The sequence below is a fragment of the Frigoribacterium sp. NPDC087798 genome, assembly GCF_044742985.1.
Classification (GTDB): Bacteria; Actinomycetota; Actinomycetes; order Actinomycetales; family Microbacteriaceae; genus Frigoribacterium.
In genome coordinates, this window is the sequence record NZ_JBIUVP010000001.1 from 1,255,907 (window position 1) to 1,272,499 (window position 16,593).

A 16,593-nucleotide genomic window follows, 5' to 3' on the forward strand; every position below is an offset into this window, starting at 1 on the left:
CCGCACCGCACCGACCGCACGCCCCGCACGAGAGAGAGCACCATGAGCACCGCCAGCGACTTCGCCCGTACGATCCGCCGCCGCGAGAGGGCGGTCGGCTACTGGATCACCCTCGACGCCCCGCCGGCGACCGAGCGCATCGCTCGGCTCGGCTACGACTACGTCTGCCTCGACGCGCAGCACGGCCTCTTCGGCTACCAGGGCATGATGACCGGCCTGCTCGCCATCGACGCGGGGCAGACCTCGGCCGGGCTCATGCGGGTCGAGGCGAACGACATCACGCCGATCGGCAAGGCCCTCGACGCCGGGGCGGCCGGCGTCATCGTGCCGCTCGTCGACACGGCCGAGGACGCCGCCTCCGCCGTGCGCAGCGCGAAGTACCCGCCCCACGGCCGCCGCTCGTACGGCCCCATGCGGTCGAGCCTGCGCATCGGCCCCGTGCCGGCGGACGCGAACGACACGACGATCGTGCTCGCCATGATCGAGACGCCCGACGGACTCGCGAACGTCGAGGCGATCGCCGCGACGCCGGGGCTCGACGGCCTCTACGTCGGGCCGAGCGACCTGTGCATCGCGGTCGGCGGGGCCTACCCGGGCGACCCGGCCGTGCAGGAGGCCTTCGACGCCGCCCTCGTCCGCGTCGCGGCGGCGGCGGAGGCCGCAGGCATCGCCGCGGGCATCCACACGCCGCACGGCGACGTCGCCCGACAGCGGCTCGCCGCGGGCTACACGTTCGCCACGGTCGCCGGCGACCTCAACCACCTCGAGGCCGCCGCCCGCGACCACCTGCAGCGGGCCACCGCGACGGACGACCCCGACGCGACCGCCGGAGGCGCGGCGTGAGCAGGCAGGACGCGGTCGCGGACGACGCGGGCGCCGACGACGAGGTCGCGGACGACGTGGGCGACGACGGCGTGGTCGCCGACGGACGACTGCGGCCCGACGCGGCCGGTCGCGCCTGGGCGTACCTGCCGACGGCCACGGTGCAGTCGCACGCGGCCAACCTCGCCGAGCTGCCCGACGGGCGCCTGGCCTGCGTCTGGTTCGGCGGCACGCAGGAGGGCGTCTCGGACATCCACGTCTGGTGCTCGGTCCTCGACGGCGAGGTGTGGTCCGAACCGGTGCGCCTCAGCGACGACCCCGCACGCTCCGAGCAGAACCCGGTGCTCTTCACGGCCCCCTCGGGCGACGTCTGGTTGCTCTACACGGCGCAACGGGCCGGGAACCAGGACTCGGCCGAGGTGCGCCGCCGGATCTCCACCGACGGCGGGGCCACCTGGGCCGAGCCCGCGACGCTCTTCGCGGCCGACGAGACGGGTGGCGTCTTCGTCCGGCAGCCGCCGGTCGTCACCCGCGCGGGCGACCTGCTCGTGCCGGTCTTCCGCTGCGTGACGACCCCCGGGCAGGCGTGGGTGGGCGACCACGACACGAGTTCGGTCATGATCTCCCGGGACGGCGGCTCCACGTGGGGTGAGGTCGCCGTCCCGGGGAGCACGGGAGCCGTGCACATGAACGTGCACGAGCTGCCCGACGGATCGCTGCTCGCGCTCTTCCGCAGCCGCTGGGCCGACGCCGTGCACGAGTCGCGCTCGACCGACGGCGGACTCCACTGGTCGGCACCGGTGCCGACCGAGCTGCCCAACAACAACTCCTCGGTGCAGTGGGTTCCGCTCGCCGACGGGCGCCTCGCGATCGTCTACAACCACCGCCGCGCCGACGCGACCACCCCGCGCCGCCTCGGGCTCTACGACGAGATCGACGAATCCGGCATCGTCGAGCAGGCCGTGCTGCCCGGCGCGGGCGCAGACCTCGCCCAGGAGGCGCGGGCCGGGTCGCCTGCGGAGGGGGGCCGGACGGCGTTCTGGGGCACGCCCCGCGCTCCGATGTCGCTGGCGGTGTCGACGGACGGCGGGCGCAGCTGGCCGCATCGCGTCGACCTCGAGGACGGCGACGGGTGGTGCCTCTCGAACAACTCCCGCGACGGGCTGAACCGCGAGCTGTCGTACCCGAGCATCACGCAGACCGGCGACGGCGCCGTGCACGTGGCGTACACCTGGCACCGCCGGGCGATCCGTCACGTGCGCCTCTCGGCCGCTGATCTGCCCGGACCCGACGTCGAGGGCTGAGCCGTGTCGGACGACGGGACGCCCGTCACCGAGCGGGCGGGTGGCGGTGCCGGCACCGACCGGCACGCCGTGGTGACGGGCTGCAGCTCGGGCATCGGACGGGCGATCGCCGAGTTCCTGCTGGCCGACGGGTGGCGGGTGACCGGTCTCAGCCGACGCGCCGTCGACCTGGGCGACGGGTTCTCGTGGCTCGGCTGCGACCTCTCCGTGACGGCTGACGTCGCGCGAGCGGTCGCCGACGTCGGGTCGGTCGACGCGATCGTCCACGCGGCCGGCTACCAGGTCGCCGCCCCGCTCGGACGGCTCGACCCCGCCGCCCTCGAGGGCATGTTCGCCGTGCACGTCGGGGCCGCGGCCGCGCTCGTCGACGCACTCGTCGACCGGCTGGCCGACGGCGGTCGCGTCGTGCTGATCGGCAGCCGCACCGCCGTCGGCGTCGCGGGCAAGAGCCAGTACGCGGCGACGAAGGCGGCCCAGGTCGCACTGGCCCGGAGCTGGGCGGCGGAACTGGCGCCGCGCGGCGTCACCGCCAACGTCGTGGCGCCGGGGCCCACCGACACGCCGATGCTCGCGGACCCGGCCCGCGCCTCCTCGGCTCCGGTCGTGCCGCCGCTGGGCGCGCTCGTCGACCCGGTGGACGTGGCGGCCCTCGTCGCGTTCGTGCTCGGGCCGCACGGACGGAGCATCACCGGGCAGGCGCTCGTCGTGTGCGGCGGCGCCTCGCTCTGACGTCGCACCGGGCCGAGGTCGCGGCCGGTCGAGGTCGCGGGTCGGGGTCACGGCGGGTCGAGGTCGCGGGTCGAGGTCGCGGCGGGTCGAGGTCACAGCGGCTGCGAGGACGCACCACCATCGCGTCGTCGAACCATCCGCGGGCCTGGTTCGACGACGCGGGCGTGGTGCGGCCTGTCCCGAAAGCGACGATCGGGGCCCCCATTGTTTTGATTCATTCAAAAGAAGGCGTATGGTGGTGTCAACGCCGACGGAGGCCAGGGCCACCGTCGAGCACCTCGGCGCCGCCCTCCTCACCTCCGCTGGCCGCCCGCTCGATCCCCCGATCGCGGGCCCCCGACCAGCACGACCCGCCCAGCCCCGAGGAGTCACCGTGAACACCACCGCCACGACCGCCCGCACCGCCGCCACCCCGCTCGGCGGCCGCTACGTCAGCAGCACCGCCGCCTCGACGGTCGGCAGCTACGTCGGTTCGCTCGCCGCCGACGTCGCGCCCGGCTCGTACGTGAGCACCTCGGCACGCCGCGACCTGTCGATCGGTCGCTACACCGCCAGCGCACGGCGTCGCCTCTCGGCCGCCACGGCGTCCGTCCGGACGGCCACGGGCTCGATCCACACCGCCACCGGCTCGATCCGCACCGCGTAGTCGGTGCCGGTCGGGGGCACCCCTCCCCGACCGACCCGGACGGGCCGCCCCACCAGACCCGGGCCCGCCGCGCGACCTGAATCCGCGCGGCGGACCCGTTCCTCTGGGCGATGTCACGACCTACCGGTCCGCCCACCTCGCCCAGGAGACACGACGTGCCGCTCACCCCCGAAGGTGAGCGGCACGTCGTGTCTCCGGGACGACCGGGCCCGAGCCCGGCACTCCGGACTAGAGCGTCGCGGCGGAAGGGTCCCAGCTCTCGTCGAGCGGCACCGGCTGCTGCACGGCGGACTCGACGGAGACCGGCGCACCCTGCTCGGCGGCCGACGAGATCGCCAGCAGTACGTCGAGAACGTGCGAGGCCACGGCCCCGCTGGCACGCTCGGCGTCGCCACCGCGGATGGCCCGCGCCAGGTCGAGCACGCCCGAACCGCGTCCGTAGGTCGAGCCCGCGGCGGTGAGCGTCTCGGGCTCGTCCCGGCCGAACCGCCAGAGGCTCGAGTCGCCCTCGAAGGTGTTGGGGTCGGGCAGCACGAGGGTGCCCTCGGTGCCGCTGATCTCGACGAAGCCCATGCGGGGCAGCGCGTTCTGGAACGAGAACGTCGACTGGGCCGACTGCCCGCCCGCGAACTCGATGAGCGCCGCGTGGTGCGTCGGCACCTCGACCGGGAAGGTCTCGCCGGCCCGGGGACCGCTGCCGATGGTCCGGGTGTCGAACGACTTCGACGAGACCGCGCTGACGCGGCTGGCCGAGCCGAAGGCGTGCACGAGGGTCGTCACGTAGTACGGCCCCATGTCGAAGAGCGGACCGGCCCCGAGCGCGAACAGGAAGTCGGGGTTCGGGTGCCACGACTCGGGCCCGGGCACGTGGAACATCGTGGTCGCCGTGAGGGGCTGACCGATGTCGCCCCGGGCGATGGCGCGCATGGCGGTCTGGATGCCGGCGCCGAGCACGGTGTCGGGGGCACACGCGACGCGGACGCCGGCCGCCTCGGCGGCGGCGAGCAGGTCGCGGGCCGACTCGTGGTCGAGCGCGAGGGGCTTCTCGCTCCAGACGTTCTTGCCGGCGGCGATGATCTGACGGCCGACCTCGGCGTGTACGGCCGGGATCGTGAGGTTGACGACGATCTCGATCTCGTCGATCGCGAGCAGCTCGTCGACCGTGCCGTGACCCGGGACGCCGTACGCCTCGGCCTGCGCCTGGGCGCGGTCGAGATCGAGGTCGGCGACGAAGAGCACCTCGAGGTCGGCGAATTGCGTCATGTTCTCGAGGTAGGTGCCGCTGATGACGCCCGCGCCGATGACGCCGACGCCCACGCGTCCCGTGCGGCCGGCGGTCGTGTCGACGCCGCTCACTTGTCGTTCTCCTGCAGCCAGGCGAAGGACTCGGCGACGCCGTCGAAGACGTCCTTCGCGTAGTCGTCGAACTCGACGACGCGCAGCGCGTGCGGCGCGGCGGCGAGGACGGCGGCGACGTCCACGTCGCCCTGACCGGCCGGGGTCTGGTTCTTGAAGGCGGCGGCCAGCGCGTCGGGCACCTCGAGGGCGCTCTCGCTGCTGGGCAGGGCGGTCGCGATGTCGCCGGAGATCTTGCCGTCCTTGACGTGCAGGAACTGCACGCGGTCACCCAGCGAGCGCAGCAGCGCCGGGGTGTCCATGCCGCCGACGGTCGACCAGAAGGTGTCGATCTCGAGGACGACGTCGTCGTTCAGTCGCTCGAGGAAGAAGTCGTAGACGGGGCGGCCGTCGACCTTGTTCGCGAACTCCCACTGGTGGTTGTGGTAGCCGAACTTCAGGCCCGACGCGGCGGCCAGCACCTGCAGCTCGTTGACGCGGTCGGCGATCTTCGCGGCGTCGTCGGCGGTCTGCCAGCGGTCGCTCGGGATGAACGGGTCGATCACGGTGCCGATGCCGAGCTGGGCGGCGGCGGCGAAGGCGCGCTCGGGCTCGTCGGAGTCGATGACCGGGGCGTGGCCCGAGGGCGCGGTGACGCCGGAGGCGGCTAAGGCCTTCTCGAACTCGTCGGCACGCTCGACGAACGAGTAGGGCTCGACCTTGGTGAAGCCGATCTCGGCGATGCGGGCGACGGCGCCCTGCAGGTCGGCCGAGACGGCGTCTCGGACCGTGTAGAGCTGCACGGAGGGTGACGAGGTCATGGGAGTGACTCCTTTGTCGTGAGGGGTTCAGGTGGTCTGGGCCCAACTCTGCCACTTATGTCGACCGATGACAAAAGTTCGTCCCGAATCGACGCATTCTCTTGCCCGGACGACACCCGCTGTGTATTCTGCGAACACCTAGCGCGACTAGGTTTTGACTCGAGGAGGCGTCATGGCCAACCCAGGCCCCATCGGCACGCAGGGCGTGCTCACCCAACCCATCAGCACCGTGCGGGTGTCGCGGGGCTACATGATCGCGCTGGGGCTCGCCCAGTTCAGTCTGTTCGCGGCCCTGCTCTCGCCGGTCTACGTGAGCATGCAGCTCAAGGCGCAGCAGTTGAACCCCGACGACCCGGCGAGCATCATCGGGCTGGTCCTGCCCTTCGGTGCGTTCGGCGCGCTCCTCGCCAACCCGCTCGTCGGCGCGCTGAGCGACCGGACCCGCACGCGGTGGGGCCGTCGTCGGCCCTACCTGGTGGGCGGCATCGTCGTGTTCACCCTCGCCCTCGCTTGGCTCGCCTTCGCCCCCACCGTGCTGCAGCTCGGCATCGCCTGGGTGGTCGCGCAGATCGCGGCCAACGCCGTGCTCGCCGCCCTGACCGCGAGCTTCGCCGACAACGTGCCGCAGTTCCAACGCGGCAAGGCCTCGAGCGTCATCGCCCTTGCTCAGAACGTCGCCGTCCTCGCCGGCACCTACCTCGCCGTCCTGTTCGTCGCGAACCTGCCGGTGCTCTTCATCGCGCCGGGCGTCCTCGCCGTCGTGCTCATCCTCGTCTACGCGGTCGTCGCCCGCGACGACCTGCCCGAGTACGAGCTCAAGCCCTTCACGTTCGTCAACCTGGTCAGCTCGTTCTGGACGAACCCCCTGAAGCACCGCGACTTCGCCTTCGCCTGGTGGTCGCGGTTCCTGATCATCCTCGCGACGTTCATGTTCACGACCTACCGGCTGCTCTACATGCAGGAGCACCTCGGCATCGCGGACGTCGCCGACGCCACGGCCGCGGTCGCCTTCGGCGTCCTGCTGTACACGATCGCGTTGATGGCGAGCGCCGCGCTCTCGGGCTGGCTGAGCGACAAGCTGAAGATGCGCAAGGTCTTCGTCGGGGGCTCCACCGCCCTCTTCGCGGTCGGTCTGATCCTGCTGGCCCACGCCGAGACGGTCACCGGCTTCTACGTCGCCGAGGTCGTCATGGGCTTCGCCTACGGCATCTACGCCGCCGTCGACACGGCGCTCGTCGTCGACGTCCTGCCGAACGCCGATCGTCCCGGCAAGGACCTCGGCGTCATCAACATCGCCAACGCCCTGCCCCAGTCGCTCGCCCCGGCGATCGCCCTGTTCTTCCTCGGCGTCGGCAACGCCGGTTCGGGCAACTACACGCTGATGCTCTGGGCGGCCGGCGTCGCGGCGATCCTCGGCGCCCTGGCCGTCATCCCCATCAAGCGCGTGCGCTGAGCCGGGCGAAGGCGTGTGCGACGGCCTACCGTCGCACACGTCATGACGCCCCCGACCAACCCCGCACCCGCACCCGCCGCCACCACCGGTCCGGGTGCGGACCGGGTCGTACCCACGGTCGGGCCGGTCGCTGCACCCGATCTGCACCTCATGACCTACAACGTCCGTCGCCGCATGCCGCAGGTGCTGACCACCCGTCACGCGCTGGCCGACCGGTGGTCGACCCGGCTGCCGGCACTGCGCCTCCTGCTCGAGGCCGAGCGACCCTCGGTGCTGGGCATCCAGGAGGCGCTGCCCGACCAGTCCGCGCAGCTCGCGGACGCCCTCGGTGCCGACTACGCCTCGGTCGGCACGGGTCGCGACCGCGACCGCGGCGGCGAACGCGTCGAACTGCACGTCGACACCACCCGCCTGCGGATCGTCCGCCACGAGGCGCTCTGGCTCTCGGCCACCCCCACGGTGCCGGGGTCGCGCTCGTACGGCAACATGATCCCCCGCACGGCCGTCCACGCCGAGCTCGACGACCTCGTGACCGGGGCCCGGCTGCACGTCGTCGTCACGCACTTCGACCACCTCTCGGCCCGCTCGCGGCGTCACTCCGCCGTGCAGCTGCGCACCTTCACCGACGCCCTCGACGGACCCGTCGTCGTGATGGGCGACTTCAACGCCGTGGTCGACTCCCCCGCGCACCGCGAGCTGACCCGCGGCAGGCTGGTCGACAGCCGCATGGTGGCCGACGCGCGGCTCGACCCGGGCTGGGGCTCGTTCTCGAACTACGGCCCGCCCCGCACCGGCGGCCGCCGCCTGGACTGGCTGCTCGTCGACACCGGGGCCCACGTCGAGCGGGCCGGCGTCGGCGGGGTCCGTCCCGGCGGCGTCACCCCCTCCGACCACGACCCCGTGCACGCCGTCGTGCGCTGGCCGTCCGGGCACGCCGCCCCGCGTCCGCCCGAAGACCCCACCGCCGAGCACGGCCCCGTCGAGCACTGCACCACCGAACACCGCCCCGAGGAGTCCTGAGATGTCCACCGTCGCCGAGACCTTCCTCCGCCGCCCGCACGGGGTCCTCGAGTACGTCGCCGACGCGGTGCGCGTGGTCGCGGCCCTGAGCGTCGTCGTCGCGGGCATCGGCTGGGGCGTGGTCGAGATCGCCGTGCTGATGCTCGCGCTGCTCGGCACCCTCGTGCCCCGCATGCTCGGCCTCCGGGCGAGCGTCGACCTGATGGTCGGCGTCGCCGCCCTGGGCGCCGCCTGGAGCAGCGTCTTCGAGCTCTACACCCGGGTCACGGGCTACGACACGGTGGTGCACTTCCTGCTCAACGGCCTGCTGGCCGCGGTGTTCGTGGTCCTCGCCCGGCGGGCCGGCTGGATCGCCTCGGCGGGCGAGACCGATGGACGAGGAGGCGCGGGTCGCTCGGCCCGCGTCGGCTCAGTCCTGACGACGGTCGCGTTCGGCCTGGCGGCCGGCACCCTGTGGGAGATGGGCGAGTGGGCGGGCCACACCCTCGTCGACTCGGCGATCTTCGTCGGTTACGACGACACGATCGGCGACCTCGCCGCGGGAGGCCTCGGCTCGCTGCTGGCCGGGCTGGCGCTGCCGTTCCTCGTGGGAGGCGACGTCCGCGGCCGAGCCGCGCGCGCCTCCTCGTCCGGAGCCGGTGCCAGAGCCGGTGCCGATGCCGGTGCGGGTGCCGGCGGACGCGGGGTCGACGCCGTCGGCCACGGCCGCCCGCGCGTCCACCACCGCTGACGGCGTCCAGCCGAGCCGCGTGAAGACGCCGGCCGGGTCGGCGCGCAACCAGCGCGACCACGGCAGGCCGTCGGTGCCGTGCACCGTGAACGAGTGCAGCGCCCGGTACGTCCGCAACCAGGGGGCGTTGCCCGGGTCGAGCGGCCGGGCCGAGATGCCCGTGACGACGTCGCGGCGGTAGGCGATGCGGCCCCGCCCGGCGAGTTGACGGTCGCCGAGGTGCAGGGCGAGGTCCATGTCGTCGTGCAGCAGGGTCTCGTGCCGGTGCACCTCGTCGCGCACGTCGAGCCAGGCGGTGCGGCGCATCATCATCGTCGAGCCGAACAGCGGCCAGTGCGCCAGGGCGGCCCCGATCACGAGATGGTACGCGCCCACGTAGAGGGCGGAGAGCAGGCGCTCGACGCCGACGGGCGCGTCGTAGAAGCGGGCGTTCGTGCTGACGGCGAGCACGTCCGGATCGTCCACGAGGGTGCCGACCAGGTCGGCGACCCAGGTGCGGGGCAGGACGCTGTCGGCGTCGACCCGACCGATGAGGTCGACGGGTGCGGCGGCGCCCGGTCCGGCACCCACGCCGGCGGCGGCGTCGTACCCCGTGCTCGCGGCCGCGGCGATGCCGACCTCGGCCTCGGGCACCACCCGGGCACCGTGCCGGAGGGCCACCTCGACGGTGTCGTCGGTGCTGCCGTTGTCGACGACGATCACCTCGTCGGGCACCCGCGTCTGCCGCGCGAGCGAGCGGAGGCAGGCGTCGAGCAGGGCTCCGTCGTCGCGGACGGGGACGACGACACAGACACGCACTCGCCCATCCAACCCGGTCGGGGCGGGTCACGTCGAGCGTTCACACCCGAGGACGTCGCCGAGACCCGTCGGCGCGCACGGGGTCTCGGCGGTTTCGTGGGGTCTGGCCGCACGCCCGCCCGGCGAGAGCAGACTCGGCGCATGATCCCGACCGCCGCCGAACCGATCGTCCCCATGCTCGCGAAGGCCGTGGCCGACGTGCCCGAGCCCGACTCCGTCGAGGGCGGACTCGTCTACGAACCCAAGTGGGACGGGTTCCGCGGCATCGTCTACGCGGAACGCGCCGACTCCGACGCCGACGACCCCGACGCCCCGCTCACCGTCGAGATCGGCAGCCGCGGGTCGAAGATGCTGACCCGCTACTTCCCCGAGCTGGTCGAGGCCCTCGCCCGCCTCCTGCCGGGGCCCTGCGTGCTCGACGGCGAGATCGTCGTGCGGACCGGCGACCCTGGCCACGAACGCCTGGACTGGGACGCGCTCGGCCAGCGCATCCACCCGGCGGCCTCGCGCGTCGCGAAGCTCAGCGCCGAGACCCCCGCGATGTTCGTCGCGTTCGACCTGCTCGCCCTCGGCGGGCGCGACCTGCTCGACACCCCGTTCGCCGAACGCCGCGCGCTGCTGCTCGAGACGCTCGGCCCCGAGGGAGGCGTCGAGGGAGGCACCGACGGAGGCGTCGACGACACGGCAGGAGGCGCGGACCACCCCCTGCACGTCAGCCGGGCCACCGACGACGTCGCGACCGCCCGCCGGTGGCTGACCGAGTTCGAGGGCGCAGGGCTCGACGGGGTCGTGGCCAAGCCGGCCCGCGCCTCCTACGCTCCCGGCAAACGCACCATGCTCAAGGTCAAGCACCACCGCACCGCGGACGTGGTGGTGCTCGGCTACCGCGTCCACAAGAGCGGTTCGGGCGTGGGGTCGCTGCTGCTCGGGCTGTACGACGCCGACGGGGAGCTGACGAACGTCGGAGGCGCGTCCGCGTTCTCGGACGCCCGTCGCCTCGAGCTCGTCGACGAGTTGGCGCCGTTCGTCGACCGTGACGACGACGGAGAGGTGCGGCACGCCGAGACCGAGCGCAGCCGCTTCTCGTCGGGCAAGGACGTGTCGTTCGTCCCGCTGCGCCCCGAGCGCGTGGTCGAGGTGCGGTACGACCAGATGGAGGGCTCCCGCTTCCGCCACACCGTGCAGGTCGAACGGTGGCGCGACGACCGCGAGGCGCGTTCGTGCGGTTTCGACCAGCTCGAGGTCCCGGCGGCGTACGACCTGGGCGAGGTGCTCGCCTAGGCGACCCGCGCTTCGTCGGGCACAGGGCACCGCGTTTCGGGCATCACACACCGACGAGACGCGGTGCCGTGCACGAGGCGGGGTGTGGTGCGGGTCAGTCGGCGGCGGGCTTCCGCGCGCGGCTGGGCTGCACGCGGGGCGGCTCGCCGGGCATCTTCGGGAAGTCCGGCGGGAAGGGCAGTTCGCCGAGGCCGTCGGCGACGTCGCGCTCCCACCAGGCGAGCAACGTGTCGATGCGCCCCGGCGACTCGTGCATCGAGCCCCACGGGTCGCCGTGCGTCTGCAGCCGCTCGGGCACCGTCAGCACGGTGTGCTCGGCCGGGTCGATGCCGGGCAGGTCGTCCCACGTGACCGGCAGCGACACGGAGGCGCGGGGCAGCGCCCGGGGAGACCAGGCCCCCGCCATGGTGCGGTCGCGATTGGCCTGGTTGTAGTCGACGAAGAGGCGGTCGCCGCGTTCCTCCTTCCACCACGCGGTGGTGACGCGGTCGGGGGTGCGGCGTTCGAGTTCGCGGGCGGCGGCGATCACGGCGTGCCGCACCTCCAGGAACTCGTGCGTCGGCTCGATCGGCGCGAAGACGTGCAGGCCCCGGTTGCCGCTCGTCTTGACGAACGCGGTGAGACCGGCCTCGTCGAGCACGGCCCGGAGGTCGAGTGCGGCCGTCACGGCGTCCGCGAAGCTCGTGCCCGGCTGCGGGTCGAGGTCGATGCGCAGCTGGTCGGGCAGGTCGGGCTGCTCGGCGCGCGAGGCCCACGGGTGGAAGACCAGGGTGTTCATCTGGGCCGCCCAGACCGCGGCGGCGGGCTCGTCGATCACGAGCTGCGGGTGCACGCGGCCGCTCGGGTAGGTGACGTCGACGGCTCGCACGTAGTCGGGCGTGCCGCGGGGCGGGTTCTTCGAGAAGTACTGGTCGCCGTCGACGTCGCCGCCGAACCGCTGCAGCGAGATCGGACGGTCGCCGTTCGCCGCGACGAAGGGCGTGCCGACCTCGACCAGGTAGCGCGCCAGGTCGAGCTTGGTCACGCCGAGGTCGGGCCAGAGCACGCGGGACGGACTGCTGATGCGGACGTCGCGGTCGCCCACCCGCAGGGTCGTCGCCTCGGATGCCATGTGCGTGACGCTAGTCCCGTCGCGCCGCCGGGGCACGAGGTGCCGGCGTTCACGGGGTGTTCACCCGGGCGTCGCTTCCGTCCGAGATGGTTCGGTCCACACCCGACGAAACGGATACCCGAATGCGCACGCCCCTGCTCCGCCTCGGCGCCTTGACCCTGGCCGGCTCGATCGCCGCCGCCGGGCTCGTGGCCACGAGCGCCCTGCCCGCCCTCGCGGCCGACGCCGACGTCGTCGTCAACGAGATCGACACGACCGACGACTGGGTCGAACTGCTCAACACCGGCCAGACCCCGACCGACGTGTCGGGCTTCGTGCTGCGGGACGACAAGGACACGCGGACGCTCGCGCTGCCCGCGGGCACGGTCCTCGCCGCCGGCGAGCGCCTGGTCGTCGACGTCGCCGACGACGCCGTGTGGGGCGCCGCCGCCTACGGGCTCGGACGCGCCGACGCCGTCCGGCTCTACGCCGCCGACGGCACGACCCTGCTCGACTCGTACGCCTGGACGCAGTTCCCGACGACGACCTACGGCCGCTGCGCCGACGGCACCGGCGCGTTCGCGACGACGGCCGCCGGGACGCGAGGCACCGCCAACGAGTGCGCGACGACACCGGCTCCGACCGACCCGACGGACCCCGCCCCGACCGACCCGACGACCCCCGCCGTGCCCGCGACGACCGACGTCGTGATCAACGAGGTCGAGTCGAACGGCGACGACACCGACTGGGTCGAACTGACGAACGTCGGGACGGTGCCCGTCGACGTCTCGGGCTACACCTTCCGGGACGAGGACGACGTGCGCACGCCCTTCACCCTGCCCACCGGTTCGGTCGTGCAGCCCGGCGCCTTCTTCGTGATCGACCAGGCCTCGGGCTCGAACCCGGTCGGCTTCGACTTCGGACTCGGCCAGCCCGACTCGGCACGCCTGTTCGACACCGCGGGCACGCTCGTCGCGTCGTACGCCTGGAGCGTCCACAGCACCGTCAGCTACGGCCGCTGCCCCGACGGCACCGGTGAGCTGACCACGACGACCGCGACCACGAAGGGCGCGGCGAACGACTGCTCGTCGCCCGTGCGCATCAACGAGGTCGAGAGCCAGGGAGGCGCGCCCGGCGACTGGGTCGAGCTCACGACCGTGGGCACCTCGTCGGTCGACCTCGGCGGCTACGTGCTGACCGACTCCGACCCGACGCACCGCTACGTCGTCCCCGCCGGGACCGTCGTCGCCCCCGGCGGCTTCGTCGTCCTCGACGAGCAGACCCCGACCTCGGCCGGCTTCGACTTCGGACTGGGCGGTGCCGACTCGGTGCGCCTGCTGCTGCCGGACGGCACGACGGCGGCCGACGGTTCGACCCTCGCCGACGAGTACTCGTGGACCTCGCACGCCGCCACCACCTACGGCCGCGGACCCGACGGCACGGGCGACTTCGCCGTCACGTCGACCTCGACCAAGGGCTCGGCCAACACCTTCGCCGGCGTCTCCGTGCCGACGGCCTGGCCCGGCGGACGCGACGAGGTCCCCCTGGACGACGAGGGCACCTTCACCGGTGACCTGAGCGGTCTCGACTACGAGCCGACCGGCACCGCGACCCCCGGCACGCTCTGGGCGGTGCAGAACGGCGACGGCCTGCTCTACCGCATCGTCCCGGACGGCGCCGGCGGGTGGGCCCCGCAGACGACCGACGGCTGGGCCGCGGGCAAGAAGCTGCTGTACCCGAGCGGGGTCGCGACCGACATCGTGGACGCCGAGGGCGTCACGGTCGCCGACGACTCGTCCGCGGGCGGCGTCTACGTGTCGACCGAGCGCAACAACGCCTCGGGCTCGGTCAGCCGCCCCTCCGTGCTGCGCTACGACGCCTCGAGCCCGGCCACGACCCTGGTCGCCACCGACGAGTGGAACCTCGCCGCGGACTTCCCCGGCCTGGGGGCCAACGCGGGCCTCGAGGGCATCACCTGGGTGCCCGACGCCTGGCTGACCGAGGCGGGGTTCGTCGACGAGGCGACCGGCGCCTCCTACGACCCCGCGACGTACGCCGGCCACGGTGACGGGCTCTTCTTCGTCGGCGTCGAGGGCACCGCGAGCGTCTACGCCTACGCCCTGATGGACGACGGTTCGTTCGAGCGCGTCGCCACGATCGCGACGTCGTTCGCCCTGGTCGCCGACCTGCAGTTCGACGCCGACCTCGACGCGCTCTGGGTCGTCTGCGACGAGGCCTGCTCGGGCCGCACGGCGCTGTTCTCGGTCGACGAGTCGGGGGCGTTCGCCGAGGACGTCGTCTACGAGGCACCGGCGAACGCCGACCGCGGGCTCGCCAACGAAGGCTTCGCGATCGCCCCGGCGGCGACGAGCGTCGACGGGTTCCGCCAGACGTTCTACGCGGACGACAACGACACCGACGGGTTCTCGCTGCGCGCCGGGACGTTCCCCGGCGTGGCGGCCGAGCCCGGGCCGCCCGGCGACCCCGGAACCCCCGGCAACCCCGGGACGCCCGGCACGCCCGGCGACCCCGCTGCCCCCGCCGATCCCGGCACGGGCGTGACGCCGATCGGTCAGGGCTCGGCCCCGGCGACGGTCGACGGGCAGCTCGCCTTCACCGGTTCGGACGCCCGGTGGGCAGCGGCCGCGGCCCTGCTGCTCGTGCTCGCCGGGGCGGGCACCCTGATCGCCCGCCGCCGTCGACTCACCCGCGACTGAGTCACGACGCCCCACGACCCCGTGTCGAGCGATGCACCCGGAAGCGTCCGGGCGCGTCGCTCGACACGGGGTTCGTCGTCGTGGGCGCCCGGGCCGCGGCCGCGGCGGCCGACCGGTCAGCGGGTCAGCGGGTCAGCGGCGTCGCCGTGCCGGTGACCGTGACGCCGCCGACGACCGGGACGTCGACCACGAGGCGGCTCGGACGCCCGACGTGCCGCCCCTGCCTCACCACGACGCGGGCAGGAGGCGCGATCAGGTCGAGCGCGCGGAGGTAGCCGCCCAGCGACGCGGCCGCCGACCCCGTCGCCGGGTCCTCGGTGAGGGAGCCGACGGGGAACAGGTTGCGTGCCTCGACCACGGTCGCCCCGGACTCGTCGACACCCTGGGCGTGGATCACCGTGATCGTGCCCGCCCAGCCCTGTTCGTCCATGAGGGCCCGCACGGCGACCGGGTCGAACCCGAAGGCGTCGAAGACCCGCTGGTCGCGGACGGCCACCACGGGGTGCCGGTTGCCCGCGAAGGACTCCCGCAGCGGACGACGCTCGTCGAGATCGGCGTGCGTGAGGCCGAGCAGCGCCAGCAACCGGTCGGCGACGGTCGGGTCCAGGTCGCGCACGACGGGGTCGACGCTCGTGAACGACGCCGTCACCGGGCCCGCGACAGCGTCGGCGCCCCCACGCGAGGTCTCGATCACGACCGGCCCGACCGCCGTCTCGAGCGTGAACGCTCCGACCCCGCGACGCTCGGCCAGGGCGACGGCGGTGGCGATCGTCGCGTGGCCGCAGAACGGGACCTCGGCCCCGGGCGAGAAGTAGCGCACGGCCACGTGCCGGTCGTCGCCGGCGCGGGACGGATCGACCACGAACGCCGTCTCGGCGTACCCCACCTCGGCGGCGATCCGCCGCATGTCGGCGGCCGAGAGGGCCGACGCGTCGGGCACGACGCCGGCCGGGTTGCCGCCGCCCGGTCCGTCGGCGAAGGCCGTGAGGTGCAGCACCTCGACGGTCGGGGCGGACGGCGAGGGAGCGGCGGGGCCGGCGGGAGGCGAGGGTCTGCGGTCGGTCACGACGCCACTGTGCCGCACCGCGCCTCCTCGTCGCCAGCGCCACCTCGGGCCGGGTGGCCCGCCCGGCCTTCGAGACCGTGCCGGACCGTGTCGGACCCCGAGCCGCCTCACACGACCCGACCGGCCTCGAGCCGCACCACGCGGTGCGCGGCGTCGAGCAGCAACGGATCGTGCGAGACCGCGAGCACCCCCGTGCCCCGGGCCGCCTCGTCGAGCAGCGTGGCCCGGATGCGGTCGGCGCTGTCGGCGTCGAGCCCGGTCGTGGGTTCGTCGAGCAGCAGCAGGTCGGCCCCGCGCGCGAGTCCGTGGGCCAGGAGCGCACGCTGCCGCTGGCCACCCGAGAGCGCGGCGAAGGGTCGGGGCGCCAGGTCGGCGACGTGCAGGCGCTCGAGCGCCTCGTCGACGGCGGCGCGGGCTCGACGGTCGAGGGGACGCCACCGGCCCACGCGACCCCAGGCACCGACCGTCACGACGTCGCGCACGGTGACCGGGAGCCCGTCCGGGATCGACGTGCGCTGCGGGACGAAGGCGATCGTCGACGTCGTCGAGCGCGTGCCCGACGACGGTTCGCGGACGCCCGCGACGACCTCGAGCAGCGTCGACTTGCCGGCGCCGTTGGGGCCCGCGACCACCGTCAGGGCACCGCCGCGCACGTCGAGGTCGACGTCGGCCAGGGCCACCCGGTCACCGAACGTGCACCCCACCCCGAGGAGGCGCGCCAGGGACGAGGGAGCGGCGGCGGTGGTCGTCGTCATGCCGTCAGCCTAGTTGATAAGCGTTC

At 73.7% G+C, this 16,593-nt stretch carries 14 protein-coding genes; 8 read left to right on the forward strand and 6 right to left on the reverse strand.

Features of this window, described 5'->3' with window-relative positions:
• Positions 1 to 42 precede the first annotated feature (42 nt).
• The 4 genes from ACIOSR_RS05830 to ACIOSR_RS05845 all read left to right on the forward strand — a co-directional run bounded on the left by ACIOSR_RS05830 (position 43) and on the right by ACIOSR_RS05845 (position 3,501).
• Complete coding sequence (locus ACIOSR_RS05830) at positions 43 to 843, forward strand: HpcH/HpaI aldolase/citrate lyase family protein (RefSeq protein ID WP_402752068.1); 801 nt, start codon at positions 43 to 45, stop codon at positions 841 to 843.
• Complete coding sequence (locus ACIOSR_RS05835) at positions 840 to 2,126, forward strand: exo-alpha-sialidase (protein WP_402752069.1); 1,287 nt, start codon at positions 840 to 842, stop codon at positions 2,124 to 2,126. Before ACIOSR_RS05830 ends, ACIOSR_RS05835 begins: the two co-directional genes overlap by 4 nt.
• A gap of 3 nt (positions 2,127 to 2,129) precedes the next feature.
• Positions 2,130 to 2,855: an SDR family NAD(P)-dependent oxidoreductase gene (locus ACIOSR_RS05840; protein WP_402752070.1), complete on the forward strand. Its 726-nt coding sequence runs from the start codon at positions 2,130 to 2,132 to the stop codon at positions 2,853 to 2,855.
• 373 nt (positions 2,856 to 3,228) lie between these two features.
• The gene (locus ACIOSR_RS05845; RefSeq protein ID WP_056046919.1) at positions 3,229 to 3,501 is read left to right on the forward strand and encodes a hypothetical protein; all 273 of its coding nucleotides are present in this window, start codon (positions 3,229 to 3,231) and stop codon (positions 3,499 to 3,501) included.
• Positions 3,502 to 3,729: 228 nt separating this feature from the next.
• Here the strand turns inward: ACIOSR_RS05845 and ACIOSR_RS05850 are convergent, their stop codons facing one another.
• Both ACIOSR_RS05850 and ACIOSR_RS05855 read right to left on the reverse strand, forming a co-directional pair.
• A complete protein-coding gene (locus ACIOSR_RS05850; RefSeq protein WP_056046921.1) occupies positions 3,730 to 4,857 on the reverse strand; it encodes a Gfo/Idh/MocA family protein in 1,128 nt (375 codons plus the stop codon).
• Positions 4,854 to 5,657 carry a sugar phosphate isomerase/epimerase family protein gene (locus ACIOSR_RS05855; RefSeq protein WP_402752071.1) on the reverse strand — a complete coding sequence of 268 codons (804 nt, stop codon included), beginning with the start codon at positions 5,655 to 5,657 and terminating at the stop codon, positions 4,854 to 4,856. The genes ACIOSR_RS05850 and ACIOSR_RS05855 overlap by 4 nt, the downstream gene beginning before the upstream one ends.
• A 172-nt stretch (positions 5,658 to 5,829) precedes the next feature.
• On the opposite strand from ACIOSR_RS05855, the gene ACIOSR_RS05860 reads away from it, so the two are divergent.
• Positions 5,830 to 7,110: an MFS transporter gene (locus ACIOSR_RS05860; RefSeq protein WP_402752072.1), complete on the forward strand. Its 1,281-nt coding sequence runs from the start codon at positions 5,830 to 5,832 to the stop codon at positions 7,108 to 7,110.
• A gap of 42 nt (positions 7,111 to 7,152) precedes the next feature.
• On the forward strand, positions 7,153 to 8,130 hold the full coding sequence (locus tag ACIOSR_RS05865; protein WP_402752073.1) for an endonuclease/exonuclease/phosphatase family protein: 978 nt from the start codon (positions 7,153 to 7,155) through the stop codon (positions 8,128 to 8,130).
• A 409-nt stretch (positions 8,131 to 8,539) separates the two neighbouring features.
• Here ACIOSR_RS05865 and ACIOSR_RS05870 read toward each other — a convergent pair whose 3' ends face one another.
• Positions 8,540 to 9,658, reverse strand: coding sequence for a glycosyltransferase family A protein (locus ACIOSR_RS05870; RefSeq protein ID WP_402752074.1), 1,119 nt, complete (start codon positions 9,656 to 9,658; stop codon positions 8,540 to 8,542).
• 141 nt (positions 9,659 to 9,799) lie between these two features.
• Between ACIOSR_RS05870 and ACIOSR_RS05875 the strand changes: the two genes are divergently transcribed.
• Entirely contained in the window at positions 9,800 to 10,939 is a 1,140-nt protein-coding gene (locus ACIOSR_RS05875; protein WP_402752075.1) for an ATP-dependent DNA ligase, read from the forward strand.
• Positions 10,940 to 11,033: 94 nt separating this feature from the next.
• Here the strand turns inward: ACIOSR_RS05875 and ligD are convergent, their stop codons facing one another.
• A complete protein-coding gene (gene ligD / locus ACIOSR_RS05880) occupies positions 11,034 to 12,050 on the reverse strand; it encodes a non-homologous end-joining DNA ligase (protein ID WP_123570679.1) in 1,017 nt (338 codons plus the stop codon).
• A 122-nt stretch (positions 12,051 to 12,172) separates the two neighbouring features.
• Here ligD and ACIOSR_RS05885 point away from each other — a divergent pair, with 122 nt between their 5' ends.
• Positions 12,173 to 14,746: a lamin tail domain-containing protein gene (locus ACIOSR_RS05885; RefSeq protein ID WP_402752076.1), complete on the forward strand. Its 2,574-nt coding sequence runs from the start codon at positions 12,173 to 12,175 to the stop codon at positions 14,744 to 14,746.
• Positions 14,747 to 14,870: 124 nt separating this feature from the next.
• On the opposite strand, the gene ACIOSR_RS05890 is transcribed toward ACIOSR_RS05885, so the two are convergent.
• Entirely contained in the window at positions 14,871 to 15,812 is a 942-nt protein-coding gene (locus ACIOSR_RS05890; protein ID WP_402752077.1) for a PhzF family phenazine biosynthesis protein, read from the reverse strand.
• Between the two features lie 107 nt (positions 15,813 to 15,919).
• Positions 15,920 to 16,567: a zinc ABC transporter ATP-binding protein AztA gene (aztA, locus tag ACIOSR_RS05895; protein ID WP_402752078.1), complete on the reverse strand. Its 648-nt coding sequence runs from the start codon at positions 16,565 to 16,567 to the stop codon at positions 15,920 to 15,922.
• Positions 16,568 to 16,593: the final 26 nt, after the last annotated feature.